This is a genomic window from Staphylococcus sp. AS1337 (assembly GCF_051408735.1).
Lineage (GTDB): Bacteria > Bacillota > Bacilli > Staphylococcales > Staphylococcaceae > Staphylococcus > Staphylococcus xylosus_B.
Map to the genome: position 1 here is coordinate 22,860 of NZ_JBOIHZ010000002.1, position 24,279 is coordinate 47,138.

Below are 24,279 nucleotides of genomic sequence, written 5' to 3' on the forward strand. Positions count from 1 at the left end.
TTAAATTGTACGATTAAGTATTTAGTGTTAAACTTTATTATCAGATAGTCTCAATAGTAGTATTACATAAGATTAAAGAGGCTCCATTCCTAATTATTACCTAAGAGGTGTGAACATGACGAAGCATAAAAAAGGCTCTATATTATCAATTATTGGTTTATTGATAATCTTAGGTGTAGCTGTTGTTGTTGTCTTTTCAATGATATCAGATCAAATCTTTTTTAAAGATGTAAACGAACAAGAAAAAGTTGAAAACCTAAAAGTTACTTTAGATAAAGCATCTAAAAAGCAAATTGATAACTACACAAGCCAGCAAGTTTCAAGTAAAGATAATAAAAGTTGGAGAGATGCATCATCTACTGAGATAAAAGCCGCAATGAATAGTAGTGAGTTTATAGAGAGTGACACTCAAAAATACCAATTTTTAGAGTTGGATAAATACCAAGGAATTGATGAAAACAGAATTAAACGTATGTTAATTGATAATCCAATATTATTAAAACATTCAGATGACTTTATACAAGCAGCGAAAAATAAACATGTAAATGAAGTTTATTTGATTTCTCACGCGTTGCTAGAAACAGGATCAGCTAAGAGTGAACTTGCAAGTGGTGTAGAAATTGATGGGAAAAAATATTATAACTTTTTTGGGGTCGGTGCACTAGATGAAGATCCAATCAAAACTGGATCAGAATATGCCAAGAAACATGGTTGGGACACACCTGAAAAAGCCATAAGTGGTGGTGCAAACTTTATTCATGATCACTTTTTATCAAATAAAGACCAGAACACCCTTTATAGCATGAGATGGAATCCTAAAAATCCTGGTGAACATCAATACGCTACCGACATTAAATGGGCTGAAAGTAATGCAAGCTTAATGTCCAATTTCTATAATGATATGAAAACAGAAGGTAAGTATTATAAATACTTTGTTTATAAAGATGATGAAAAGCATAAAACGCAATAAATAACCATGTGCTAAGCATATGGTTTATCCTGTCAATGAAGTGTTAACTTTGTTGGCAGTTTTTTTATTTTTTATACTTGTTTTCGTAGTTTATTGATTTGTAAAAGGGTAACTATGTAGTTTTGGATATAATACTGTTTAGAATTGTATGGGGATAGGTATTAGTTGGTCATTTAGAAAAGCTGGCTTTCATATTCAGTTTCAATAGCTATAATAAAAAGCCAAGCGTCAACTGACGTTTGGCTATTCAACATTTTATAATAGCTATAATTAGGGATGTTCTAATTTATTTAGCTTTATTTTTTTGACTAATAAGAATAAAGAACATAAGCGTAGAGATAAATACTTTTAAAATAAATTTCATAGTGTCACTTCCTACTTAAGATTGTTTAAATTAATTGAGACTGATTAACATTTTAATAGTTATCTACTTTTCATCAAAATAATTATGTTTTTTTAAGAATGTTTCAGCTACAACTGCTGGTTCTTTTCCTTCACCATCAGCTTCATAATTTAATTTTTGCATTTGTTCTGTACTAATTTTATCATCGAGTTTCGAGATTGCTTTTTTGATTTGTGGATGTTCTTTGAGTAACTTATTTGGAGCAACTGCACTGGCATCATATGGTGGGAAGAAATTTTTGTCATCTTTTAATACAACTAAATCATACGCAGCTATTCTTCCATCAGTTGTATAGCCTAATGCCACATCCAATTTATTATTTTTTAACGCATCATACACAAGACCGATTTGCATAGGTTTAAGTGAATTAAAACCGAAGCCATAGTGTTTTTGGAAAGGCGCGTATCCATCCCCACCACGTTTAATCCAAGTTGTATCTGTACCAACATTGACTTTATCTTTAATTTTTTTTAAATCTGAAACAGTTTGTAGATTATATTTTTCTGCGGTTTCTTTTGTGACCATAAATGCGAATGTGTTTTCGAAACCATAAGAATTAAAAAATGTTTGATTAAACTTTTGGTTAAATAATTTTTTAGTAATCACCATAGCTTTACTTGTATCTGTAATAGGTTCTTGTTCAAGTACACCAACTAAATCTGTGCCAGTGTAACGAGTGCTTGATATATCAGCGTCGCCATTCATTAATGCATTGTGTTGTATTGTGGCAGACCCTAAATTGTTGATGATAGTGCCAGATGTTTCGCCTTTTGTATCATGTTCAATAAGTTCTTTTAACATATAAGCCATAATTTGTGATTCACTAGTAGCTAAAGCTGATATTTTAACAGTGTTTTTTGATTGGCCGCCGCCTAATCCTGGCAAATCGCAACTAGTTAGTAAAAAGGTACTTGCTAAAATGAAAAATAAAAATCTTCTTAAATGTTTCATTATTGAACTCCTTATATATATTAAAAAACTATTATTGTAATATATTAAGATTAACACACTTAGCAAAACATTATAACACTGCTTGATAAAATACTAGCAGACCATTAATGTGTAATATACACTAAAGGACTGGTATAATAAGGACAAATAATCTTAGTAAGGAAGTGTACTATGAGAATTGCCATTATTGGAATGGGCACTGCAGGTGTCACGCTTTTAAAAGAATTAGTGAAAAGTGACTCTTTTTCTAAAATGAATATTGATGTATATGACAATCCTATAAATATGGGTCAGGGTGTCCCTTTTCAAAATGATAGTGCAGAATTATTGATAAATCTACCGGCAGCACAAATGTCTTTGAATTTAGATAACCATAGAGAGTTTTATGAATGGTATGAAATGCAATCTACATTTAAATTTTCAAATCCAGAATACTTGCCAAGATTTATATTTGGTCATTATATGAAAGATTATTTACAGAAGTTTAATCATGATTACGACAATATACATACAATCAAAGAAGAAGTTAATGAAGTATTTATTGAGTCAGAAGTAGGGCAGACAGATGTGACATATTGTGTTTGTACTTCTAAAGAAATGGAAAATTGTAAAAAGTATGATGTTGTCTTTTTGACTATTGGTACTCTGTCATACCATGATCCATATGGCTTAAAGGGGATACGCGGTTATATTAAAACACCATATCCGACCTATAACACATTAAACGATGTACAAGATTCCGATGAAATCGCTATTATAGGTACAGGATTAGCAAGCTTAGATGTTATTCGTTATGTAACGGCACATCATCCTAAACTGCCTATTACTATTGCTAGTCGAAAAGGACGATTGCCAAGTGTAAGAGGTGTGATGCCTGACATCGACTTTGAATATGTAACTCCAGAAAAATTTAATGAGATAAAGCACAAGCATTTTGGCAATGTACCTCTAGATGAGGCAATAAAGTTATTCTTGAAAGATTGTGCATTACATAATATTGATGTCGAAACATTAATCCATCGTAGTCAAGGAGATTCAATTAAAGATTTAACTTATGATTTAGAACATGCTGATGAATTAGGGAAATTACAAAGTATACTTGAATTAACGAAAGAAAATTTAAATTGGATTTGGAATAGTTTAAGTAGAGAGGACCAAAAACGGTTTTTAACTAATTATCAGCCTATATTAAAAGAGAATTCAAATCCGATGCCGCCTCAAACAGCACGATTATTGATTGATCACATTAACCATGGCACGATTAAAATTAAGAGTGATTTAGAGGATGTTCAATATAATGATAATAAGTTCAACTTTAAATATAAAGATGCGTCAGTAGAACGGTATGATATTGTAATTAATGCTACAGGATCAAAGACACAACTTGCAGATTTAGATGGCGATGACCAACTCGTATTAAATCTCGAGAACAGACAGGTTGTACAAGCGCATCCACTTGGTGGAATTCAAATTGTCGCTGAAACTAATCAAATTATAAGTCCTCGCTATGGCACACTGAAACATATGTATGCGCTCGGCCAATTAACAAATGGAATTAATCAATCACGTAATGGCGTAATGATGATTGTAAAACAAGCTGTTAATGTAGTTGACCATTTATTAACTACAAAATAAAGGAGTTTACTATTTAGGGATAAATTGCACAATGATAAATTAACTAAATCAGTTGTGAATTAATCCTGACGTCTATTCATAATTTGACTAGACGTCACTGGGTTACAACTAATTTTTTTGTGCTTTAAATTGTAGTAATGTAAAGAATATAAAAAAACAAAACCGACTTAGATAATAAGAATTGTCATTTTCTCAAAAGTGTAGTACCATTATTTTGTAACTTATTCAAAGTTACCTGACTCAATCATCGAATACAATTTCATAAATATTCTTTCGGGGCAGGGTGAAATTCCCAACCGGCAGTAAATTAAGCCTGCGACCTGCATTTGTCGAAGCAAATGTGGCTGATCTAGTGAAACTCTAGAGCCGACAGTAAAGTCTGGATGGGAGAAAGAATGAAGTATAACTTGAAAATAGCACTTGTTAAGTGTTTATTTAGCATACACTTTTATTTGAATATGTATAAGTGTATATTTTACTATTGCTAAAAATGTTATATCAATATATATCCCACACCTGAAATGTTAAGTTCAGGTGTTTTTTTATTTTTTAGAGGTGATAAAATGAGTCATTATTTGAATTACGCTATTCAATTAGCAAAAATGGTAGAAGGCCAAACGGGCTTGAACCCACCAGTTGGATCTGTAGTAGTAAATGATGGCCGTATTGTTGGCATGGGAGCCCATTTGCAAAAAGGTGGTAAGCATGCTGAAGTACAAGCTTTAGATATGGCCCAAGACAATGCGCTAGGAGGAACTATATATATTTCGCTAGAGCCATGTACGCATTATGGTTCGACGCCACCATGTGTAAATAAAATTATTGAAGCGGGTATTAAAAAGGTTGTCTATGCAGTTAAAGACACAACATTACCCTCTGAAGGTGATGACATATTAGGACAGGCCGGTGTTGAAGTGATATTCCGTCCTCAATCAGAGGCAGAATCACTATATAGGGATTTCTTTATAGCTAAGAATGAATCTATTCCAGAGGTTACAGTTAAAGTCTCATGTAGTCTTGATGGTAAACAAGCGACTGATAAAGGTGAAAGTAAATGGATTACTAATAAAGCAGTAAAAAATGATGTCTTTCACCTACGTCATAAACACGAGGCAGTGTTGACAGGTAAAGGCACGATACATGCAGATAATCCACAATATACTACACGTATTGAAGAAGGTAAGCATCCTATAAAAGTCATCTTATCTAAAACTGGTGAAATTGATTTTAATTTAGATATTTTTCAATTAAGAAATGAACCAATTTGGATTTATACTCAAAATAAAAATTTAAAAACAAATATTGAACATGTAGAAATCATAGAATTAACTAATTGTTCAATTGAAAATATATTAAAAGATTTATATCAAAGAGGGATTGGAAGTGTGCTAGTAGAGGCAGGGCCTACAGTGACTTCGGAATTTCTTCAATCTAAATTTACGAACGAACTAATATTATATTACGCCCCGAAAATAATAGGTGGTTCTGGTAGTTATCAATTTTTCCAAAGTGAAAGTATTTTTAATCTATCAGAAGTACCACAGTTTGAAATTGTAAATTCACAAATGCTTGAGCAAAATATCAAACTAGAGTTACGAAAGAAGTGATCGTCGGTGTTTACAGGAATTGTTGAAGAAATTGGAACCATAAAAAAAGTATCAACGCAACAGTCCGTAGTTAACTTAAAGATTGAGTGCCAAACAATTTTATCAGATATGCATATCGGGGATTCAATCAGTGTTAACGGTGCATGTTTAACGGTGGTGGAATTTGATCATCAAAGTTTTTCAGTTCAAGTTATTAAAGGTACCGAGAATAAAACATATTTAAACCAATTAACTCAATCTGCTGAAGTGAATTTAGAAAGAGCTATGAGTGGACAAGGTCGTTTTGGTGGCCACTTTGTTTTAGGTCATGTAGATGAAGTTGCTAAAATCACACGTATACAAGCATCAGACAACTCTAAAATCGTTACTATTAAACCATCAACTGCACTAATTAAACAAATGGTTAGTCAAGGTTCAATTACTGTAGATGGTGTGAGTTTAACTATTTTCCAACTAAAAGAAGCTGAGTTTGATATTCATCTTATACCAGAAACAAGAAAATCAACAATTTTAAATCAGAAACGTGTTGGCGATCCGGTGCATATAGAAACTGATATGTTATTCAAATATGTTGAACGAATTATAAATACTAACGAATCGGAATTGAGCCCAGAAAAACTTAGAGCATTTGGATTTTAGGAGGGGTAATATGCAATTAGATAGTATAGAAAAAGCTTTAAAAGCATTAAAAAATGGTGACAGCATTATCGTTGTAGATGATGAAAATAGAGAGAATGAAGGCGACTTAGTAGCTATAACTGAATGGATGCATAATGACACTGTTAATTTCATGGCTACGCATGGTAGAGGATTAATTTGTGCACCTATCAGTAGTGATATAGCTAAAAAATTAGATTTAAATCCAATGGTTAATAATAATTCTGATATTTATGGAACACAATTCACAGTTAGCATTGACCACGTTGATACAACTACAGGCATAAGCGCCGACGAGAGAATGTTGACAGCAAGAGCTTTAATAGATGATAGTGTAAGTGGGAATGATTTTAATAAACCAGGTCATTTATTTCCATTAATAGCACAAGATGATGGTGTGTTGACAAGACGTGGACATACAGAAGCATCAGTTGATTTAGCTAAATTAACAGGTGCTAAACCTGCCGCATTAATTTGTGAAATTATGAATGATGATGGCACTATGGCAAAAGGTGAGTCATTAGAAACATTTAAAGAAACACATGACTTAGTAATGATTTCGATAGAAGATTTAGAAAAATACCGTAAGTCTGCTATTTCGAAATTAGAAGCAAAAGCAAAAGTGAAATTGCCAACGGATTATGGTGTGTTCGATATGTACGGTTTTACAACTTCAGATAGCGACGAAGAAATAGTGGCTATCGTAAATGGCGATATTAAACAAACTGAAAATGTACGCATACACTCAGCATGTTTAACAGGAGATATATTTCATAGTCAAAGATGTGATTGTGGTGAACAATTAGAAGCGTCTATGAAATATATAAATGAACACGGTGGAATTATTTTATATTTACCTCAAGAAGGTAGAGGTATTGGATTAATAAATAAATTAAAAGCATATGAACTGATTGAACAAGGTTATGATACAGTAACAGCAAATATTGCTTTGGGCTTTGAAGAAGACTTAAGAAATTATCAAAATGCTGCCCGAATATTGAAATATTTTGGCGTTGAAAGTGTTAATTTATTAAGTAATAATCCTAAGAAGTTTGAAAGCTTAGAGAACTACGGTATTGATATTACTAAACGTGTCGAACTTATTGTACCAACTAATAAATATAATCAAGATTATATGGATACAAAAAAAGAAAAAATGGGTCACTTAATATAAGGAGGAAAATATAATGAATTTTGAAGGTAAATTAATAGGTTCTGATTTAAAAGTTGCTATAGTAGTAAGTAGGTTTAATGATTTTATAACAAATCGTTTATTGGATGGAGCGAAAGACACTTTAATTAGACATGAGGTACCAGAAGAAAACATCGATGTAGCATATGTACCTGGTGCATTTGAGATTCCTTTAATAGCTAAAAAATTAGCAGAAAAAAGTGATTACGATGCCATTATCACTTTAGGTTGTGTGATTAGAGGTTCGACTTCACATTACGACTATGTATGTAATGAAGTAGCGAAAGGTATTTCTAAAGCAAATGATGTAACTAATACACCAGTAATTTTTGGAATTTTGACAACTGAAAATATCGAACAAGCTGTCGAACGAGCTGGTACTAAAGCAGGTAATAAAGGTTCAGAAGCGGCTGTTAGTGCCATTGAAATGGCAAATTTATTACGAGAAATATAAAAACCCTCAAGTATTTAAACGAGGATTGTGGTTAATAGTTGTAAATTTATACGTTTGAAAAATAAAATATATGAACAACACATGATGACTAGAAAACTAAATTACTTGTATTAAGTTATTTAGAAATCTAGCCAACAGTGGAAAAACGGGTATGTAATATCAATTTATTAAATTTAATGTTGCATACCCGTTATTTATGTTATTTCTTAAATATACGGTATATAAATGTTGTTGCTAGCCCAAATGATGCAACAGCACCACTAACTATACCAACTTTTTTAAGAATATCGGGTTTCATAACTTCTTTAAACATTAAGTTTAAATTTTGTGGTCTCTCTGCTAGTCTGCGCATAAAGTAACTAAACCAATCATCGCCATAAGGTACGTAGATACAGAAGTTATTACCTTCCCCAGCAATTTTTTCTGCTAAATCTGTACGGAAACCATACAACATTTGAAATTCGTATCGACTTTTTTCAATATTATTATCTTTAATAAATTGTTTCATGTGTCTGATGATTTCATCATCATGTGTAGCAATTGAAGTTACATTTTTTGAATTTAAAAGCCTTTTCTCCATCAAACGAATATAATTTTTATCTATCTCTTCTTTTGTTTGATAGGCTATAGTATCGCTTTCTTTATAAGCACCTTTTACCATGCGTAGTCTTAATTCTGGATATTTATCAATAAGTGCATCAGCTTTATATAAATATGCCTGAATTACAGTGCCCACATTTTTAAATTCACCTTTTAAGCGATCTAAAACTTGGGTGATATCGAATAGACTATCATACTTTTCAGTATCTATATTAATATGCATATTATCAAATTGATTAGCCTTCAATAATATTTCACGTAAATTGCGATAAGCAAGATCTATATCAAATTCTGAACCTAACTGACTCAGTTTAATAGACATATGACCATCTAAGTTATGATTATAAATTGCATACATCACTTCTATGATTTGGTCTTTTGCTTGGATTGCTTCACCTTCAGTTAGAACAAACTCTCCAAGGCAATCTACTGTAACAGTAATCCCCTTGTTATTTAAACGTTCAATTGTGTCCACCAAGGCAGTAATAGTATTACCCGCAACTACTTTATTTGCCCCGAGCATCGGCCCGATTTCCTTGGCGCTCTTATTCAAAAGCGGATTATTTGATAATCCGATAAAAAAATTCTTCACAATTGGCATATTAATTCCTCCTATTCCGCTTATAGCTATGTTTCATTAATAGTGTAGCATGAATCAAATAGCAATGAAATCGTTTACAATAAAATATATTACACTTTAAATTATTAAATATACTCATGAGTTCCATATTCAAGAGAATTATAAATTTAGTTGTAGGAAATAAACTCACTTATAGAGTTGTATTGTTATGTTTAAAATGGAAAAACTACATGATATTTTGATACAATATAGTTAATGAATTTAAAGTAGAAGGGGAAGTAAGGATAATGTGGAAATGGGAAACCGAAAATGAAGCCAAAGGTGTTGTTGTAATTGCACACAACATGCTTGAACATACAGGTAGATACGCATATGTAATTACAATGCTTCGCCGTAATGGATATCATGTAATTATGGGTGATTTGCCAGGACAGGGGCAAACTTCACGTTCAAATAAAGGACAAATTGATAATTTTGATGTATATCATGAGCATATACTTGAATGGATCCGAATAGCGAATGAATATAAATTGCCAACTTATGTCTTAGGCGTAGGATTGGGTGGTTTAATTGTTTTAAACTTGCTTGAAAAAGTGGAGGTACCAATTGAAGGCTTGATGTTACTTTCACCTTTACTTGAGTTTAAAAAAAGCAATAAAACTAGAAAAGATAAGATTATTTCGAATATAGGTAAACTTGCCAAAGATACTAGGTTTAAAGTTGGTATTACAGTTGAAGATTTAACTAGAAATTCGGAAGTAATCGATGAAACAAATAATGATCAACTTATGCTACAAAAAGTAACAAACCATTGGTATAAACAAATTATTGAGATAATGAAGGAAACAGTAAACCACTTAAAAGATGTGAAATCTTTACCATTGCTTTTAATGTATGGTACAGAAGATAAAGTAGCTGATGTCACGGCGATGGATTTAATAAAAGAAAAAATAACTACTGAAGAATTATATTTCAAAGCTTGGGATGGGTTATATCATGAAATACATAATGAGCCTGAAAGAGATGAAGTAATGAGATATATTTTAGCTTTCTTGAATAATAGTTCAAGTAACAATGGTTTCATAGTTCATGATGAAAATGAAGTGTCATAATAATCAAGAAATCTAAATAAAGGCCAGTTGCGAATACACATTTAATAAGAAAGCGTACCATAGCGTGCGTTTTCTTTTTTAATTTTGATTGTCGAACGAAAAAAATATTTAATTTGTGAAGTATATCACAAAAACGTTGCAATTTTTCTTGCTCCCTGTTATATTTAATTTGTGAAATAAATCACAATAAAAGTTCGTATACGTAAGGAGAGTCTTATTATGGAATATATTAAAAGTAATAAAGTAGTTTTAATTGGAGATGGCGCTGTAGGCTCTAGCTATGCATTCGCATTAGTTGCTCAGGGTGTAGCGGATGAATTAGTGATTATTGATTTAGCAGAAGAAAAAGTTAAAGGTGACGTTATGGATTTAAACCACGCTGCACCTTATGGTGGGTCACCTATAAAGATTAAAGCGGGTAGTTATAAAGATTGTGATAATGCAGACATAGTTGTAATTACTGCTGGTGCTGCTCAAAAACCAGGAGAAACAAGGTTAGATTTAATTGAAAAAAATACAAAAATATTTAAAAATATAGTTTCTGAAGTTATGGATTCAGGGTTTGATGGTATTTTTCTTGTAGCTACAAATCCTGTAGATGTTCTAACTTATGTAACAAGAGAGGTTTCAGGTTTACCAAAAGAAAAAGTCATTGGTTCTGGAACGATATTAGATACTGCAAGATTTAAATACGAATTGGCAGAAGAATTTGGTGTATCAGATAGAAGTGTCCACGGACAAATTATAGGCGAACATGGAGATTCAGAATTAGCAGTTTGGTCACAAGCAAATATTGCAGGTCAACCGCTATATCAATTACTTAAAGATGATCCCGAAAGACAACACAGAATTGAAGAAATTTTTGTTAATACTCGTGATGCGGCGTATGATATTATTCAAGCTAAAGGGGCGACATACTATGGTATCGCTATGGGCTTGGTTCATATTACAAAAGCTATATTAAATAATCAAAATCTCATCTTAACAGTTTCTAGTTATTTAGAAGGAGAATATAACCAAAAAGATGTCTATGTAGGTGTGCCTACAAAAATTAACCGACAAGGTGCGGTGAAAGTATTTGAAATACCTTTAAACGAGGAAGAAGAAAGTTTATTCAACAATTCTGTCAATATTTTGAAAGAAATGCAAAATAAAATATCTCATTTAATTGCATAATTCATAGTTTGAATTTAAACTGTATATAAGATTAATTTTATTAAAAATTCTAATATTTATTCAGTGAAGATTTTATATCACAATGAATGATGATTTTTATGAATTAATTTTACATGTTTAAACTTTATTCTATGATTGGGGGATTATTATATGGGGAAGACATTTGCTGATAAAGTTGATGGCGTATTGCAATTGGAATCGGTATTAAAAGAAATTGACGATATTTTTGCCAAAGTACAAAAGCAATACAAAATGTCAAAAGAAGAAATATTGATTCTTCTTACACTTTGGAAAGAAGGTTCAATGACTTTAAAGGAAATGGATGATTTTGTTCATATTAAGTCTTATAAACGTACAAGAACGTATAATGATTTAGTTGAAAAAACTTGGATCATTAAAGAAAGACCACAGAATGATGAACGTACAGTTATTATACATTTCAATGAAGATTTAAAAGATCAACGGGAAAGTCTTTTAAACTTCTTTAAAGAAGAAATTGATGGCAAATCAACAAGCATACAAAACAGTCTTAAATCTATCATTAATCTATAGGGAATAGTAAAGCCACAATGCCTAGGCATTGTGGCTTTATTTTTTTATAGATTAGGTATTGTGATACATATATTGTTTTGTATTTGCATGTGTCTTGTTATTATCTTTTTTCGATTGCGCAAATAAATGGTGGGTCATTTTGCTGATTTATAAATTGATACTGTAAAATATGAGCTTTGTTTTGGTCAAAGTTTTTCAAATAATTTATTACAGCATCACGTTCAATTTTTCCTTCTTCATGCCCTGGATATATTACCAAGATAATGATACCTTCTGATGATAAAATATCAAATATAGCTTCGATAGCTGCAATAGTACTATTCGGTAGTGTAACAACAGATTTATCTCCTTTAGGAAGATAACCTAAATTAAATATTGCAGCATTTACCGCTCCATGTGATTCAGCAGGTATATATTTCTTCACCTCTGAATGACTTACATGATGAAGTGTCACATTATCAAAATCTTTCGTTTTTTGCTGTGTATTTAGAATTGCAGCTTCCTGTATATCAAAAGCATGCACATGACCTTTTGCAACGTGTCGTGCTAAAAATAACGTATCATTTCCATTACCGCATGTAGCATCGATAACAATGCTCTCATCATGTGTGTGTTGTTTGATAAGCGTCTTGGCAAAAGGGAGAATGCGTTCTAATTTCATGATTTCACAGTGCTTTCGAAAAATTTACCTTGATAAGATGCTCTACGTGCTAGTTCGTTATCAATTTCATTTAAAACTTCCCATTTATTGACACTCCACATTGGGCCAACCATTAAATCAATCGGACCATCACCAGTAATACGATGAACAATCATTTCTTTTGGAATAATTTCTAATTGATCACAAACTAAGTTAGTATATTCTTCTTGCGACATAAATTCAAGCATACCTTTGTCGTATTGTTTGACCATTGGTGTGCCTTTAAGTAAGTGAAGTAAGTGAATCTTAATACCTTGGACATCCATTTGTGCTACTTCCTTAGCTGTTTCCATCATCATATTATAATCTTCACCAGGTAAACCATTAATAATATGTGTACAAATATTAATGTTATGCTTACGTAATTTGGCTATACCTTCATAATAAGTTTCCATATCATGTGCGCGATTAATTAGGTCTGAAGTTTCTTGATGGATTGTTTGTAAGCCTAATTCCACCCATAGATATGTACGTTCATTAAGTTCTGCTAAATACTCAACTACGTCATCTGGTAAGCAATCAGGACGTGTACCTATAGACAGGCCGACGACGCCCGGCTCTTTTAGTGCAGTTTCATATTTTTCACGTAATACTTCAACAGGTGCGTGTGTATTAGTGAATGCTTGGAAATATGCGATATATTGTCCGTCATGCCACTTTTCGTGCATTCTATCTTTAATTTGTCTAAATTGTACTTCGATAGGATCCACACGGTTTCCTGCAAAATCACCACTGCCTGCTGCTGAACAGAACGTGCAACCGCCATGTGCAACAGTGCCATCCCTGTTTGGACAATCGAAGCCCCCATCAATTGCAACTTTAAATATCTTTTGACCAAATTTATTTTTCAAGTGATAATTCCATGTGTGATATCTCTTATTCTCGAATGCGTAAGGGAAAAATTGCCCCATATAACATTTTCCTTTCTAAATTCATTCTAGTTAAAGATTTTAACATATTTTAGTGATATAGTGTTTAGAGTAAAATGAGAAATTTAAATTTAGAAGGGAGCTTAATGTTATGAATATGCCTAAATCAGTATGGTGGTTAGTTATTGGTATGGCATTAAATATCACAGGCTCAAGTTTTTTATGGCCGTTAAATACAATTTATATGAATGAACAATTAGATAAAAGTTTGACTATGGCTGGATTAGTGTTAATGATTAACTCTTTTGGTATGGTCATTGGTAATTTATTAGGAGGTAATTTATTTGATAGATTAGGTGGCTATCGGACAATTATGATCGGCACTGTTATCTGTCTGATGAGTACAACGTTACTAAATTTCTATCACGGTTGGCCGTGGTATGCAGTGTGGTTAGTGGCATTGGGGTTTGGTGGCGGCATGATAATACCAGCAATTTATGCATTAGCAGGTGCGGTGTGGCCTAACGGTGGTCGACAAACGTTTAATGCTATTTATTTGGCACAAAACCTTGGTGTAGCAATTGGTGCAGCTTCAGGTGGTTTTGTCGCAGAGTTGAGTTTTAATTATATATTTATTGCTAATTTATTAATGTATGTGGCTTTTGCAATTGTTGCAGTTACTCAATTTAATATTAAATTAGACGTGAAAGTAAAATCGAATGATGCGATGAGTTTGTTATCGAAAGCATATCGACCACAATTTCTAGCGTTATCGTTGCTGTGTGTTATGTTTAGTATATGTTGGATAGCATATATTCAATGGGAAAGTACCATTGCTTCATTCACACAAGAAATAAATGTTTCTATGAGTCAATACAGTCTATTGTGGACAGTAAATGGTATTATGATTTTGGTAGCTCAACCATTAATTTCACCTGTTATTAGGCTGTTAAAAGGTAATCTGAAATATCAAATGCTTGTAGGGATAATTATATTTATATTGTCGTTCTTTGTTACAAGTTTTGCTGAACAATTTTCAGTATTCATGATAGGTATGATTATACTTACATTGGGTGAAATGTTTGTATGGCCAGCGGTGCCGACTATTGCTAACCAACTTGCGCCTAATGGTAAAGAGGGGTCATTCCAAGGTTATGTTAATTCTGCTGCTACGGTAGGTAAAGCCTTTGGACCGTTAATTGGCGGCGTAGTGGTTGATACGTTTAATATGCAGGCTATGTTTTTAAGTATGATTTTCTTACTTGTTATAGCGCTAATATTTTTAATGATCTATGATAAAAGATTATCAAAGGAAATTTAATTTCTAACTATGACGAAATAAATGTTATAGTTTTGTGATATTGTAAATAAAAATTAATTGTAACTAATATCCGAGTCATAAATAAATGTCTCGGACTTAATGCGTTTAATTAATATTAAAAGAAGAGCACCTGAGCTAAGACTCATGTGTAAGAACCACTAACTCAATAAATTGAGAAGTGGTTCTTTAGTTTTACTCTTGAAATAAAAGTCTTTTTCAAATATGATTAGTAATGTATATGGAGTAGTAGCTTTAAGATTTATCTACAGAGAGCTAGGGTTGGTGGAACCTAGCGTTAAACTACAAGCGAACTTACCAGGACTTATAGATAAATGATGACATCTCTTACTATTTTATTAAAATGAGTGCACAGATAATGTGAAGTTGGGTGGTACCGCGGTGAAAATCGTCCCTATGTAATTCAATAATAGTTTGAGGTGTCTTTTTATTAAATAGGAGGAGAAGTAGTGAATTACAATCATAATGAAATCGAGAAAAAATGGCAGGATTACTGGGAAGAATATAAAACATTTAAAACAAGCGATAATTTAGGACAAAAGAAATTTTACGCTTTAGATATGTTCCCTTATCCTTCTGGTGCAGGACTACATGTAGGACACCCTGAAGGTTATACAGCAACAGATATCATCTCTCGTTATAAACGTATGCAAGGCTATAACGTTTTACACCCAATGGGATGGGATGCATTTGGTTTACCTGCAGAACAATATGCTCTAGATACTGGTAATGATCCTCGTGAATTTACTAAAGAAAATATTCAAACTTTCAAACGTCAAATCAAAGAACTAGGTTTTAGTTATGATTGGGATAGAGAAGTAAATACAACAGATCCTGAATATTACAAATGGACACAATGGATTTTTATTCAACTTTATAATAAAGGATTAGCATATGTAGATGAAGTGGCAGTAAATTGGTGTCCAGCTTTAGGTACAGTTCTTTCAAATGAAGAAGTGGTAGATGGCGTGTCAGAACGAGGTGGCCATCCTGTTTATAGAAGACCTATGAAGCAATGGGTATTAAAAATCACTGAATATGCAGATAGATTATTAGAAGATTTAGATGACTTAGACTGGCCAGAATCATTAAAAGATATGCAACGTAATTGGATTGGTCGTTCTGAAGGTGCATCGGTTACATTTGAAGTTGCTAACTTGAATGAAGATATAGAAGTTTTTACAACACGTGCAGACACGATTTATGGTGCTTCTTTCTTAGTTTTAAGCCCTGAACATGAGCTTGTAAATAAAATTACAACTGAAGATAAGCGTGAAGCTATAGAGACTTATCAAAAAGAAGCGGCTAAAAAATCTGACTTAGAACGTACTGGTTTAGCCAAAGGAAAATCAGGTGTATTTACAGGTGCATACGCCATCAACCCATTGTCTGGAGAAGAAGTTCCTATTTGGATAGCTGATTATGTGTTATCTACTTATGGTACAGGTGCTGTAATGGCAGTTCCAAGTGGTGATCAACGAGACTATGAGTTTGCGAAAGCCTTTGATTTACCTATAATTGAAGTTATCGAAGGCGGGGACATGACTCAAGAAGCATTTACAGGTGATGGTCCTCATATCAACTCTGGGGAGTTAAATGGCTTATATAATGAAGCTGCGATCGAAAAAGCAGTTGAATTATTAGAAAATAAAAACGCTGGTAGTAGAAAAGTAAATTACAAACTTAGAGACTGGTTATTTAGTCGTCAAAGATACTGGGGCGAGCCGATACCAGTTATACATTGGGAAGATGGTTCAATGACAACTGTTCCAGAAGATGAACTACCATTGTTATTACCTGAGACAGATGAAATTAAACCTTCAGGAACTGGAGAATCACCTCTTGCTAACATTGATGAATTTGTAAATGTTGTCGATGAAGCTACAGGCATGAAAGGTCGTCGTGAAACAAACACAATGCCACAATGGGCCGGTAGTTGTTGGTATTATCTAAGATATATAGATCCAAATAATGATAAAATGCTTGCTGATCCAGAAAAATTAAAACATTGGTTGCCAGTAGATCTATATATTGGTGGAGTAGAGCACGCGGTTCTTCATTTATTATATGCAAGATTTTGGCATAAAGTATTATTTGATTTAGGTGTTGTACCTACAAAAGAGCCATTCCAAAAATTATATAACCAAGGTATGATTTTAGGTGAAGGAAATGAAAAAATGAGCAAATCTAAAGGTAACGTAATTAATCCAGATGATATTGTTCAATCACATGGGGCAGACACTTTACGTTTATACGAGATGTTCATGGGTCCGCTTGATGCGGCGATTGCATGGAGTGAAAACGGCTTAGATGGTTCAAGACGTTTCTTAGATAGAATTTGGCGTTTATTAGTTACAGAAGATGATTTAATTACTAGTAAAGTGGTAAATACTAATAGTAAAGCGTTAGATAAGAGTTATCATCAAACTGTGAAAAAAGTTACAGAAGATTATAATTCATTAAACTTTAATACCGCGATTAGCCAATTGATGGTATTTATCAACGATTGTTATAAAGCTGATGAGATTTATAAACCATATATTGAAGGATTTATTAAAATGTTGGCACCTATTGCGCCTCATATTTCGGAAGAATTGTGGGCTCGTTTGGGTCATGAAGAAACAATCACTTATCAACCATGGCCGTCTTATGATGAATCATTATTAGTTGATGATGAAATCGAGATTGTAATTCAAGTTAATGGAAAAGTGCGTGCTAAGGTTAATATGTCTAAAGACATCTCCAAAGAAGCAATGGAAGAAGTTGCTCTCGGCAATGAAAATGTTAAATCTGAAATTGCTGGTAAGGACATTAAGAAGGTTATCGCAGTTCCTAAAAAACTTGTTAATATCGTAGCTAAATAATAAATAGGAGGAATTAATAATGGAATCTATTACAATTGATGAATTAAAAAGTGAAATTTTAAATGCTGATCCTGTTAATATCGTTGATGTAAGAACTAATGAAGAAACAGCGATGGGAATTATCCCTGGTGCAAAAACAATTCCAATGAATGAAATACCAGAGAACCTTAACCAATTTAATGAAAATGATACTTATTATATTATCTGTAAAGTTGGTGGCAGAAGCGCGCAAGTTGTTCAATATCTTGAACAAAACGGCATTAATGCAGTGAACGTTGAAGGTGGCATGGATGCTTGGGGAGACGAAGGTTTAGAATTAAAAAGTGTTTAATTTTTACAAGAAAATAAAATGAATAATCGCATGTATATCATTGTATAATAATGATATACATGTACTGAATTTAATTTATAAGTGCTTCAAAGCGGTCACATTAAAAAGTGTCTACTTTGAAGTGCTTTTTTAATGTGAACTTTTGGAGGAGATTTCTAACTTTGAACGATTGAAATATAATAGTTTAGAATTTGTAGATGTAATGAAGTGCATATAATAAAAAACAGCCCGAACATAAATATATGTAAAATGGACTGTTTAAGTGTTTATAAAAAATTATAGATTCTCTAATTCGAAGACGTTTAATACCTTGGTTGTTTTACCGGAAATTTAATCTTTCCTATAATATTTAAAGTTAAAGTGTTTGAGTTGTGGAATCGAACGCACTTGCATTAGTACCAGCAACATGTCCAGTGACCAATGCACTTGTAATGTTATATCCACCAGTATAACCGTGAATGTCTAATACTTCACCACATAAAAATAAGCCGGGGACAATTTTGGACATCATTGTTTTAGGTTGTATTTCCTTTAGTGAAACACCACCGCCGGTTACGAAAGCTTTTTCTATAGATAAAGTGCCATTGACGTAAAAAGTAAAACCTTTTAATAACGCTACAATATTATTAATTTGAGCATTGGAAATGTGATGTGCAGTTAAATCATCAGGGATGTCCGCCTGTTCGATAATAAATAATAAATAGCGTTCTTCAATTAAACCGTGTAAACTGTTTTTGATGTACTTGTCTGGTGTGTTTTCAAGTAAATCACGAATTTTTAGTTCTAATTCGTTTTTTGTTATTTCCGGAAAAGCATCAATTTGCATTTGTATCTCTTGTCGTTTTTGGTTTTTTTGTTCTTTATAAACGAATTGGCTGCACCTTAATGCAGCAGGGCCGCTAACACCAAAATGTGTGAATAACATATCCATTTGATGTGTTATTCTTGTTTTTCCATTCTTTTTTAATACTGAAAGTGCTACATCTTTTAAACTCAATCCTTTTAGTCGTTTGTTCTTAATGAAAGACTCAGCAGAAGTAATCGGCACTTCGGTAGGAAATAATTCAGTAATGGAATGTCCTAATTGTTCAGCAAATTTATAACCATCTCCAGTAGAACCGGTTTGAGGCACACTTGTACCACCAGTTGCAATGACTAAACTTTGGCTTTCAAAAGGTTGTTGATCATTAAGCGACACTTGGAAAGTTTGATTATCGGTGTATGAAATTGAAGCAACTGTGGCCTCTTCTTTAACTTCTACCTTATTTTGTTGCAAAGTGTGAATAAGTGCATCCACTACATCTTGAGCTTTATTAGAAACTGGGAACATACGTCCATGGTCTTCTTCTTTTAAAGATACGCCCCTAGATTCAAAAAAATGAATGATTGATTCATTGTCAAAAACTGAGAATGGGCTATATAAAAACTTTCCATTACCAGGAATGTTTTTTATAATTTCATCATAAGGAAGACGATTGGTTACATTACAACGACCGCCACCAGAAATTTTTAATTTGCGACCTAGTCCTTTTTTCTTTTCAATTAATAAAACACTATTGCTGAATTTACTTGCTGCAGCAGCTGCCATAAGCCCACTTGGACCACCGCCGATGATAATTGTTTGATACATTTCATTGCCTCCCTTTACTAAATAGTGTTATTTTATAGTTTATAGTAATATAGTTTTGAAAAAAAGTGGTTATAACGTTATTATTGAAGTTACGAGTGTAAAAATTTAATTTGAGATAGGAAGATCTGAATGAGTGAAAGTAAAGAATTAGTTAGGGGTACCTTTTTAATCACCCTTAGTATATTGATTACTAAAGTTCTGGGTGTAATATATATAATTCCATTCTACGCCATTATTGGTGGGGAAGAAAAATTGGCACCTTTTAACTATGCATATACGCCTTATAATATAGCAATTGCTATTGCAACTGCTGGTGTACCATTAGCGGCGTCTAAATATGTGTCTAAGTATAATGCTTTAGGTGCATATAAAGTAAGTGAAAAATTATATAAATCCAGTTTTATTGTTATGACCATTACAGGATTTATAGGATTTTTCATTTTATATTTATTAGCGCCAAGTATAGCAAGCATCACATTAGCTCACGAATCAGGAGCTAAAGGTGGATGGTCAGTCGATGACATTACATGGATTATTAGAATTATCAGTATGGTCGTAATATTTATTCCATTACTCGCTACATGGCGTGGTGTGTTCCAAGGTTATAAATCAATGGGGCCAACAGCAGTATCAGAAGTTATAGAACAAATTGCACGTATCTTATTTATTCTAATTGGAAGTTATTTAGTGCTTAATGTCTTTAACGGTAGTGTATTACAAGCTAATGGTGTTGCAACGTTTGCTGCAGCAATAGGTGCCGTAGCTGGTATCTTTACATTGTGGTACTACTGGAGAAAAAGAAAACCTAATATTGAAAAAATGGTTGCAACAGATGTTTCAGGCATAAGCGTTTCATATGGGAAAATGTATAAAGAAATTATTTCGTATAGTATTCCATTTGTTATTGTTAGCTTGAATTTCCCATTATTTAATTTAGTTGACCAATTTACACATAATGGTGCTTTAGATTTAGCAGGTGTACCGAGCCAATTACATGACTATTTCTTTACTATTTTAAATATGACAACTAATAAAATAGTGATGATTCCAACGTCACTATCAGCTGGTTTTGCAGTAAGTTTAATTCCATTTATTACAAAAACATACGAATCTGGTGAGTTAAGTGAAATGCATAGACAAATTAGAACTTCTTTAGGTGTGTTGATGTATATCACAGTACCAGCAAGTTTAGGAATTATGGCTTTAGCATTACCGTTATATACTGTGTTCTATAGTTATAATGTTGATGGAAGTCAGCTACTATTCTATTATGCACCAGTTGCTATTTTAATTGGATTGTTAAGTGTGACAGCATCCATGCTACAAGGTATTGACAAACAAAAACTGACTGTATTTGTAATTTTATCAGCAGTTGTTTTAAAAGTTATACTCAACACACCATTCATTATGGCTTTCCATACAGCTGGAGCAATTTTAAGTACAGCGATTGCACTACTGTTTGCTGTTTTATGTAATTTTTATATACTTAAAAAATATGTGGAATTTGATTTCTCAGAGACATGGCTACACTTTGGTAAAATATTCCTATATGGTTTAATCATGATGATTATCGTTGAATTATCTTCATTTATATTACAAATGTTGATTTCACCAGAATCTAAAATAGGTTCATTAACTATTTTAATTATAAGTGTAGTAATTGGTATGATTGTTTACGGAGGCATCACTATGAAGACAAAATTAGCCGATCAATTTTTAGGTGAAATACCAAATAAACTTAGACGTAAATTAGGGATTATTAAATGAGATTAGATAAGTTTTTAGCAAATATGGGTGTAGGTACACGTACCGAAGTTAAGCAATTATTAAAAAAGAAACAGGTAACTGTGAATGATAATGTAGAAACGTCACCAAAAAGGCAATTAAATCCAGATGTTGATATTGTAAAAGCAAATAATAGGCACATCCAATATATTGATAAAGTATATCTAATGCTAAACAAACCTAAAGGTTATATTTCAGCAACTGAAGATGACAAACAACAAACTGTCATTGATTTGGTCGATGAATATAAATACTTAAATGTTTTTCCGGTGGGACGTTTGGATAAAGATACAGAAGGTTTATTATTAATTACTAACGATGGGCAATTCAACCATGACTTAATGAGCCCAACAAAGCATGTTCCTAAAACATATGAAGTAATTTCTGAAAAAAATATTACAAAAAATGATATAAATGCATTTAAAGTGGGTATTGAGTTAAATGAGGGATTGGCAAAACCAGCGGAATTAGTGAAAAGTGATGAAACGTATAAATCATTTGTTACGATTCATGAAGGACGTTATCATCAAGTTAAGCGTATGTTTCATGCGATAAATAATGAAGTTTTAGAATTGAAACGTATTAGCATTGGCGACCTTCATCTTGATTTAACATTGGCACCAGGAGAATATCGTCAATTAAATCAGCAAGATTTTAAAAGTTTAGGATTAAAATAAAGAAGAGGTGTAGTTATTATGTCAAAATTATTTAAAGCAATTGTAGGCATCGGTGGAGCAGCCACAGCCGTTGTTCTCTCTAAAAAAGAAAATAGAGATAGATTGAAAGATGAGTACAGTAAATATAAATCTAACCCAGAATCTTATAAACAAAATGCTAAAGACATCGCAAGTCAAATAAGTTCTAAAGCTGGAGAAACATATAATGAAGTAAAACAAGATCCAAAGGGATATGCTTCAAAAGTTAAGCAAAATCCTAAAGGATTTATCAATGAACAAAAAGATCGCTTTAAAAATGTTAGTGAAAATGAAGAAGAGCATATTGAAGAAGCGAGATTTACTGATGAAGGCGCTGCTGATCCGTCAAACAACCTACGCGTTGTAACAGAAGAAGAATTAAAAAATAACAGTAACAAACATGATGAAAAATAAAATTTAAAATGTGTGCATGTATAGTTAGGGTATGAACAGTGTTATCTATAGTGTGTAATTAAAACAAATTATTCACATTAGCTATTACTTAACTTAATACATTTATCATAAGTTAATTAAATATTTAGTTAGCCATAGGGGCGAGAATAAGAAATCAAATTTTGATTTCTAGCTCGCTCCTTTTACTATATTAATACAGGTATTTTATATAGTAATGTATAGCGTTTAAACTGTTTTAATACAAATCATAACAGTTAATTTTTTGAATTATTAGACACATCTCACTGTAGTTTCTTCTCTAGTTCATGTAAAATATTAAATATATTAGTTATAAGAAGGAAGTTGATTGCAAATGTGGAGAGATAAAGTAAAAGCGTATGAAGGGCAAATTATCGAGGACTTGAAAGGACTTTTATCTATCGAAAGTGTAAGAGAAGATGATAAGGCATCTTCAGAGAACCCTGTTGGTCCAGGACCACGTAAAGCCCTAGATTACATGTACCAACTTGCAGAACGAGATGGATTTGGAATACATGATGTTGATCATATTGCCGGACGAATTGAAGTGGGTAAAGGTGAAGATCTTTTTGGTATCTTATGCCACGTAGATGTTGTTCCTGCTGGTGATGGATGGGACTCAGATCCATTCAATCCATTAGTTACTGATGACAAAATTGTAGCTCGCGGCACTTTGGATGACAAAGGCCCAACAATTGCGGCTTATTATGCAGTCAAAATTTTAAATGAAATGAATGTAAATTGGAAAAAGCGTATACATATCATCATTGGTACGGATGAAGAGTCAGATTGGAAATGTACGGATCGTTATTTCGAAACAGAAGAAATGCCAGTATTAGGTTTCGCTCCGGACGCTGAATTCCCAGCTATTCATGGAGAAAAAGGCATCAGCACGTTTGATGTAATTCAAAACGACAAAGCTGAAGATCAAGATGAACCTGAATACGAATTACGTTCATTTAAATCTGGTGAAAGATATAATATGGTTCCAGACGAAGCAGTAGCACATGTTGCGGTTAAAGAAAATATGACGGATGTAATTCAAAATTTTGAACAATACTTAAATGACAATCAAATTGATGGTGAAAGTGTTGTTGATAGTGGTGTATTAGTTCTTAAGGTATATGGTAAAGCGGTCCATGGTATGGATCCATCTATTGGAGTAAATGCAGGTTTATATTTAATGAATTTCTTATCAAGTTTAGATTTAGATAAGACAGCAGCTAATTTTGTTGAATTCAGTAATAAATATTTATTTGAGTCTCATTTTGGAGAAAAAATGGGGATGAAATTCCATACAGATGTAATGGGAGACGTTACTACTAATATAGGTGTAATAACTTATGATAATCAAAAAGGTGGATCATTTGGTATCAATTTAAGATATCCAGAAGGCTTTGAATTTGAAGAAGCATTGACTAGATTTAAGAGTGAAATAAATTCATTAGGTTTTTCAATTAAATTAGGTAAGAACCAAACACCTCATTATGTGGAAAAAGATGATCCATTTGTACAAAGTTTAGTAGAAGCATATAGAAACCAAACTGGTGACCAAACTGAACCATATACAATAGGTGGCGGTACTTATGCGCGTAATTTAGATAAAGGTGTTGCATTTGGTGCTATGTTCAGCGATTCTGAAGACTTAATGCATCAAAAAAATGAGTATATTACTAAAAAACAATTATTTAATGCGACAAGCATTTACTTGGAGTCATTATATAAATTGTGTGTGGAGGAATAAA

General features: G+C 32.6%; 21 protein-coding genes and 1 riboswitch. Of the genes, 16 read left to right on the forward strand and 5 right to left on the reverse strand.

Going from position 1 to position 24,279, the window contains the following annotated elements; all coding sequences use genetic code 11:
• The first annotated feature begins 115 nt into the window (after positions 1 to 115).
• Entirely contained in the window at positions 116 to 970 is an 855-nt protein-coding gene (locus ACSUE0_RS02890; RefSeq protein ID WP_119615280.1) for an N-acetylglucosaminidase, read from the forward strand.
• Between the two features lie 427 nt (positions 971 to 1,397).
• Here the strand turns inward: ACSUE0_RS02890 and ACSUE0_RS02895 are convergent, their stop codons facing one another.
• Positions 1,398 to 2,324 carry an osmoprotectant ABC transporter substrate-binding protein gene (locus tag ACSUE0_RS02895; protein WP_119614331.1) on the reverse strand — a complete coding sequence of 309 codons (927 nt, stop codon included), beginning with the start codon at positions 2,322 to 2,324 and terminating at the stop codon, positions 1,398 to 1,400.
• 171 nt (positions 2,325 to 2,495) lie between these two features.
• Here ACSUE0_RS02895 and ACSUE0_RS02900 point away from each other — a divergent pair, with 171 nt between their 5' ends.
• From ACSUE0_RS02900 to ribH, 5 genes are all read left to right on the forward strand, one after another.
• Positions 2,496 to 3,959, forward strand: a complete 1,464-nt coding sequence (locus tag ACSUE0_RS02900) for an FAD/NAD(P)-binding protein (protein ID WP_119614330.1) — start codon at positions 2,496 to 2,498, stop codon at positions 3,957 to 3,959.
• Positions 3,960 to 4,224: 265 nt separating this feature from the next.
• Positions 4,225 to 4,358: riboswitch (FMN riboswitch) on the forward strand.
• 164 nt (positions 4,359 to 4,522) lie between these two features.
• Positions 4,523 to 5,566, forward strand: a complete 1,044-nt coding sequence (ribD, locus tag ACSUE0_RS02905) for a bifunctional diaminohydroxyphosphoribosylaminopyrimidine deaminase/5-amino-6-(5-phosphoribosylamino)uracil reductase RibD (RefSeq protein WP_119614329.1) — start codon at positions 4,523 to 4,525, stop codon at positions 5,564 to 5,566.
• A 6-nt stretch (positions 5,567 to 5,572) separates the two neighbouring features.
• Positions 5,573 to 6,205 carry a riboflavin synthase gene (ribE, locus tag ACSUE0_RS02910; protein ID WP_017722191.1) on the forward strand — a complete coding sequence of 211 codons (633 nt, stop codon included), beginning with the start codon at positions 5,573 to 5,575 and terminating at the stop codon, positions 6,203 to 6,205.
• Positions 6,206 to 6,215: 10 nt separating this feature from the next.
• Entirely contained in the window at positions 6,216 to 7,397 is a 1,182-nt protein-coding gene (gene ribB / locus ACSUE0_RS02915; RefSeq protein WP_119614328.1) for a 3,4-dihydroxy-2-butanone-4-phosphate synthase, read from the forward strand.
• A 13-nt stretch (positions 7,398 to 7,410) separates the two neighbouring features.
• A complete protein-coding gene (gene ribH, locus ACSUE0_RS02920; protein WP_119614327.1) occupies positions 7,411 to 7,869 on the forward strand; it encodes a 6,7-dimethyl-8-ribityllumazine synthase in 459 nt (152 codons plus the stop codon).
• Positions 7,870 to 8,068: 199 nt separating this feature from the next.
• On the opposite strand, the gene ACSUE0_RS02925 is transcribed toward ribH, so the two are convergent.
• Positions 8,069 to 9,070 carry a proline dehydrogenase family protein gene (locus ACSUE0_RS02925; protein WP_017722188.1) on the reverse strand — a complete coding sequence of 334 codons (1,002 nt, stop codon included), beginning with the start codon at positions 9,068 to 9,070 and terminating at the stop codon, positions 8,069 to 8,071.
• Positions 9,071 to 9,336: 266 nt separating this feature from the next.
• Here ACSUE0_RS02925 and ACSUE0_RS02930 point away from each other — a divergent pair, with 266 nt between their 5' ends.
• The 3 genes from ACSUE0_RS02930 to ACSUE0_RS02940 all read left to right on the forward strand — a co-directional run bounded on the left by ACSUE0_RS02930 (position 9,337) and on the right by ACSUE0_RS02940 (position 11,889).
• Entirely contained in the window at positions 9,337 to 10,161 is an 825-nt protein-coding gene (locus ACSUE0_RS02930) for an alpha/beta fold hydrolase (protein WP_119614326.1), read from the forward strand.
• A gap of 219 nt (positions 10,162 to 10,380) precedes the next feature.
• Entirely contained in the window at positions 10,381 to 11,337 is a 957-nt protein-coding gene (locus ACSUE0_RS02935; protein WP_107551458.1) for an L-lactate dehydrogenase, read from the forward strand.
• Between the two features lie 150 nt (positions 11,338 to 11,487).
• The gene (locus tag ACSUE0_RS02940) at positions 11,488 to 11,889 is read left to right on the forward strand and encodes a transcriptional regulator, SarA/Rot family (RefSeq protein WP_029377004.1); all 402 of its coding nucleotides are present in this window, start codon (positions 11,488 to 11,490) and stop codon (positions 11,887 to 11,889) included.
• 100 nt (positions 11,890 to 11,989) lie between these two features.
• Here ACSUE0_RS02940 and ACSUE0_RS02945 read toward each other — a convergent pair whose 3' ends face one another.
• Together ACSUE0_RS02945 and ACSUE0_RS02950 are read right to left on the reverse strand one after the other, a co-directional pair.
• Entirely contained in the window at positions 11,990 to 12,550 is a 561-nt protein-coding gene (locus ACSUE0_RS02945; RefSeq protein ID WP_119614325.1) for a tRNA (mnm(5)s(2)U34)-methyltransferase, read from the reverse strand.
• Entirely contained in the window at positions 12,547 to 13,500 is a 954-nt protein-coding gene (locus tag ACSUE0_RS02950; RefSeq protein ID WP_017722183.1) for a TIGR01212 family radical SAM protein, read from the reverse strand. Before ACSUE0_RS02950 ends, ACSUE0_RS02945 begins: the two co-directional genes overlap by 4 nt.
• 109 nt (positions 13,501 to 13,609) lie before the next feature.
• Here ACSUE0_RS02950 and ACSUE0_RS02955 point away from each other — a divergent pair, with 109 nt between their 5' ends.
• From ACSUE0_RS02955 to ACSUE0_RS02965, 3 genes are all read left to right on the forward strand, one after another.
• Positions 13,610 to 14,779, forward strand: a complete 1,170-nt coding sequence (locus tag ACSUE0_RS02955) for an MDR family MFS transporter (protein ID WP_436956029.1) — start codon at positions 13,610 to 13,612, stop codon at positions 14,777 to 14,779.
• Positions 14,780 to 15,246: 467 nt separating this feature from the next.
• Complete coding sequence (gene leuS / locus ACSUE0_RS02960; RefSeq protein WP_119614323.1) at positions 15,247 to 17,661, forward strand: leucine--tRNA ligase; 2,415 nt, start codon at positions 15,247 to 15,249, stop codon at positions 17,659 to 17,661.
• A gap of 19 nt (positions 17,662 to 17,680) precedes the next feature.
• The gene (locus tag ACSUE0_RS02965) at positions 17,681 to 17,992 is read left to right on the forward strand and encodes a rhodanese-like domain-containing protein (RefSeq protein ID WP_119614322.1); all 312 of its coding nucleotides are present in this window, start codon (positions 17,681 to 17,683) and stop codon (positions 17,990 to 17,992) included.
• Between the two features lie 355 nt (positions 17,993 to 18,347).
• Here ACSUE0_RS02965 and ACSUE0_RS02970 read toward each other — a convergent pair whose 3' ends face one another.
• Positions 18,348 to 19,622: an NAD(P)/FAD-dependent oxidoreductase gene (locus ACSUE0_RS02970; protein ID WP_436956031.1), complete on the reverse strand. Its 1,275-nt coding sequence runs from the start codon at positions 19,620 to 19,622 to the stop codon at positions 18,348 to 18,350.
• 129 nt (positions 19,623 to 19,751) lie between these two features.
• On the opposite strand from ACSUE0_RS02970, the gene ACSUE0_RS02975 reads away from it, so the two are divergent.
• The 4 genes from ACSUE0_RS02975 (at position 19,752) to pepV (ending at position 24,278) form a co-directional block, all read left to right on the forward strand.
• Entirely contained in the window at positions 19,752 to 21,389 is a 1,638-nt protein-coding gene (locus ACSUE0_RS02975; RefSeq protein ID WP_436956033.1) for a putative polysaccharide biosynthesis protein, read from the forward strand.
• Positions 21,386 to 22,084, forward strand: coding sequence for a pseudouridine synthase (locus ACSUE0_RS02980; protein ID WP_119614891.1), 699 nt, complete (start codon positions 21,386 to 21,388; stop codon positions 22,082 to 22,084). The genes ACSUE0_RS02975 and ACSUE0_RS02980 overlap by 4 nt, the downstream gene beginning before the upstream one ends.
• A gap of 18 nt (positions 22,085 to 22,102) precedes the next feature.
• Complete coding sequence (locus ACSUE0_RS02985) at positions 22,103 to 22,516, forward strand: YtxH domain-containing protein (protein WP_119614892.1); 414 nt, start codon at positions 22,103 to 22,105, stop codon at positions 22,514 to 22,516.
• A gap of 352 nt (positions 22,517 to 22,868) precedes the next feature.
• Positions 22,869 to 24,278, forward strand: coding sequence for a dipeptidase PepV (pepV, locus tag ACSUE0_RS02990; protein WP_119614893.1), 1,410 nt, complete (start codon positions 22,869 to 22,871; stop codon positions 24,276 to 24,278).
• The last annotated feature ends 1 nt before the right edge of the window (position 24,279 follow it).

What these genes read in the sequence shown, in the direction of transcription:
- ACSUE0_RS02890 (WP_119615280.1), top strand. Translation starts at nt 116, where the DNA reads ATGACGAAGCATAAAAAAGGCTCTATATTATCAATTATTGGTTTATTG.
- ACSUE0_RS02895 (WP_119614331.1), bottom strand. Translation starts at nt 2,324, where the DNA reads ATGAAACATTTAAGAAGATTTTTATTTTTCATTTTAGCAAGTACCTTT.
- ACSUE0_RS02900 (WP_119614330.1), top strand. Translation starts at nt 2,496, where the DNA reads ATGAGAATTGCCATTATTGGAATGGGCACTGCAGGTGTCACGCTTTTA.
- ribD (WP_119614329.1), top strand. Translation starts at nt 4,523, where the DNA reads ATGAGTCATTATTTGAATTACGCTATTCAATTAGCAAAAATGGTAGAA.
- ribB (WP_119614328.1), top strand. Translation starts at nt 6,216, where the DNA reads ATGCAATTAGATAGTATAGAAAAAGCTTTAAAAGCATTAAAAAATGGT.
- ribH (WP_119614327.1), top strand. Translation starts at nt 7,411, where the DNA reads ATGAATTTTGAAGGTAAATTAATAGGTTCTGATTTAAAAGTTGCTATA.
- ACSUE0_RS02925 (WP_017722188.1), bottom strand. Translation starts at nt 9,070, where the DNA reads ATGCCAATTGTGAAGAATTTTTTTATCGGATTATCAAATAATCCGCTT.
- ACSUE0_RS02930 (WP_119614326.1), top strand. Translation starts at nt 9,337, where the DNA reads ATGTGGAAATGGGAAACCGAAAATGAAGCCAAAGGTGTTGTTGTAATT.
- ACSUE0_RS02935 (WP_107551458.1), top strand. Translation starts at nt 10,381, where the DNA reads ATGGAATATATTAAAAGTAATAAAGTAGTTTTAATTGGAGATGGCGCT.
- ACSUE0_RS02940 (WP_029377004.1), top strand. Translation starts at nt 11,488, where the DNA reads ATGGGGAAGACATTTGCTGATAAAGTTGATGGCGTATTGCAATTGGAA.
- ACSUE0_RS02945 (WP_119614325.1), bottom strand. Translation starts at nt 12,550, where the DNA reads ATGAAATTAGAACGCATTCTCCCTTTTGCCAAGACGCTTATCAAACAA.
- ACSUE0_RS02950 (WP_017722183.1), bottom strand. Translation starts at nt 13,500, where the DNA reads ATGGGGCAATTTTTCCCTTACGCATTCGAGAATAAGAGATATCACACA.
- ACSUE0_RS02955 (WP_436956029.1), top strand. Translation starts at nt 13,610, where the DNA reads ATGAATATGCCTAAATCAGTATGGTGGTTAGTTATTGGTATGGCATTA.
- ACSUE0_RS02965 (WP_119614322.1), top strand. Translation starts at nt 17,681, where the DNA reads ATGGAATCTATTACAATTGATGAATTAAAAAGTGAAATTTTAAATGCT.
- ACSUE0_RS02970 (WP_436956031.1), bottom strand. Translation starts at nt 19,622, where the DNA reads ATGTATCAAACAATTATCATCGGCGGTGGTCCAAGTGGGCTTATGGCA.
- ACSUE0_RS02975 (WP_436956033.1), top strand. Translation starts at nt 19,752, where the DNA reads ATGAGTGAAAGTAAAGAATTAGTTAGGGGTACCTTTTTAATCACCCTT.
- ACSUE0_RS02980 (WP_119614891.1), top strand. Translation starts at nt 21,386, where the DNA reads ATGAGATTAGATAAGTTTTTAGCAAATATGGGTGTAGGTACACGTACC.
- ACSUE0_RS02985 (WP_119614892.1), top strand. Translation starts at nt 22,103, where the DNA reads ATGTCAAAATTATTTAAAGCAATTGTAGGCATCGGTGGAGCAGCCACA.
- pepV (WP_119614893.1), top strand. Translation starts at nt 22,869, where the DNA reads ATGTGGAGAGATAAAGTAAAAGCGTATGAAGGGCAAATTATCGAGGAC.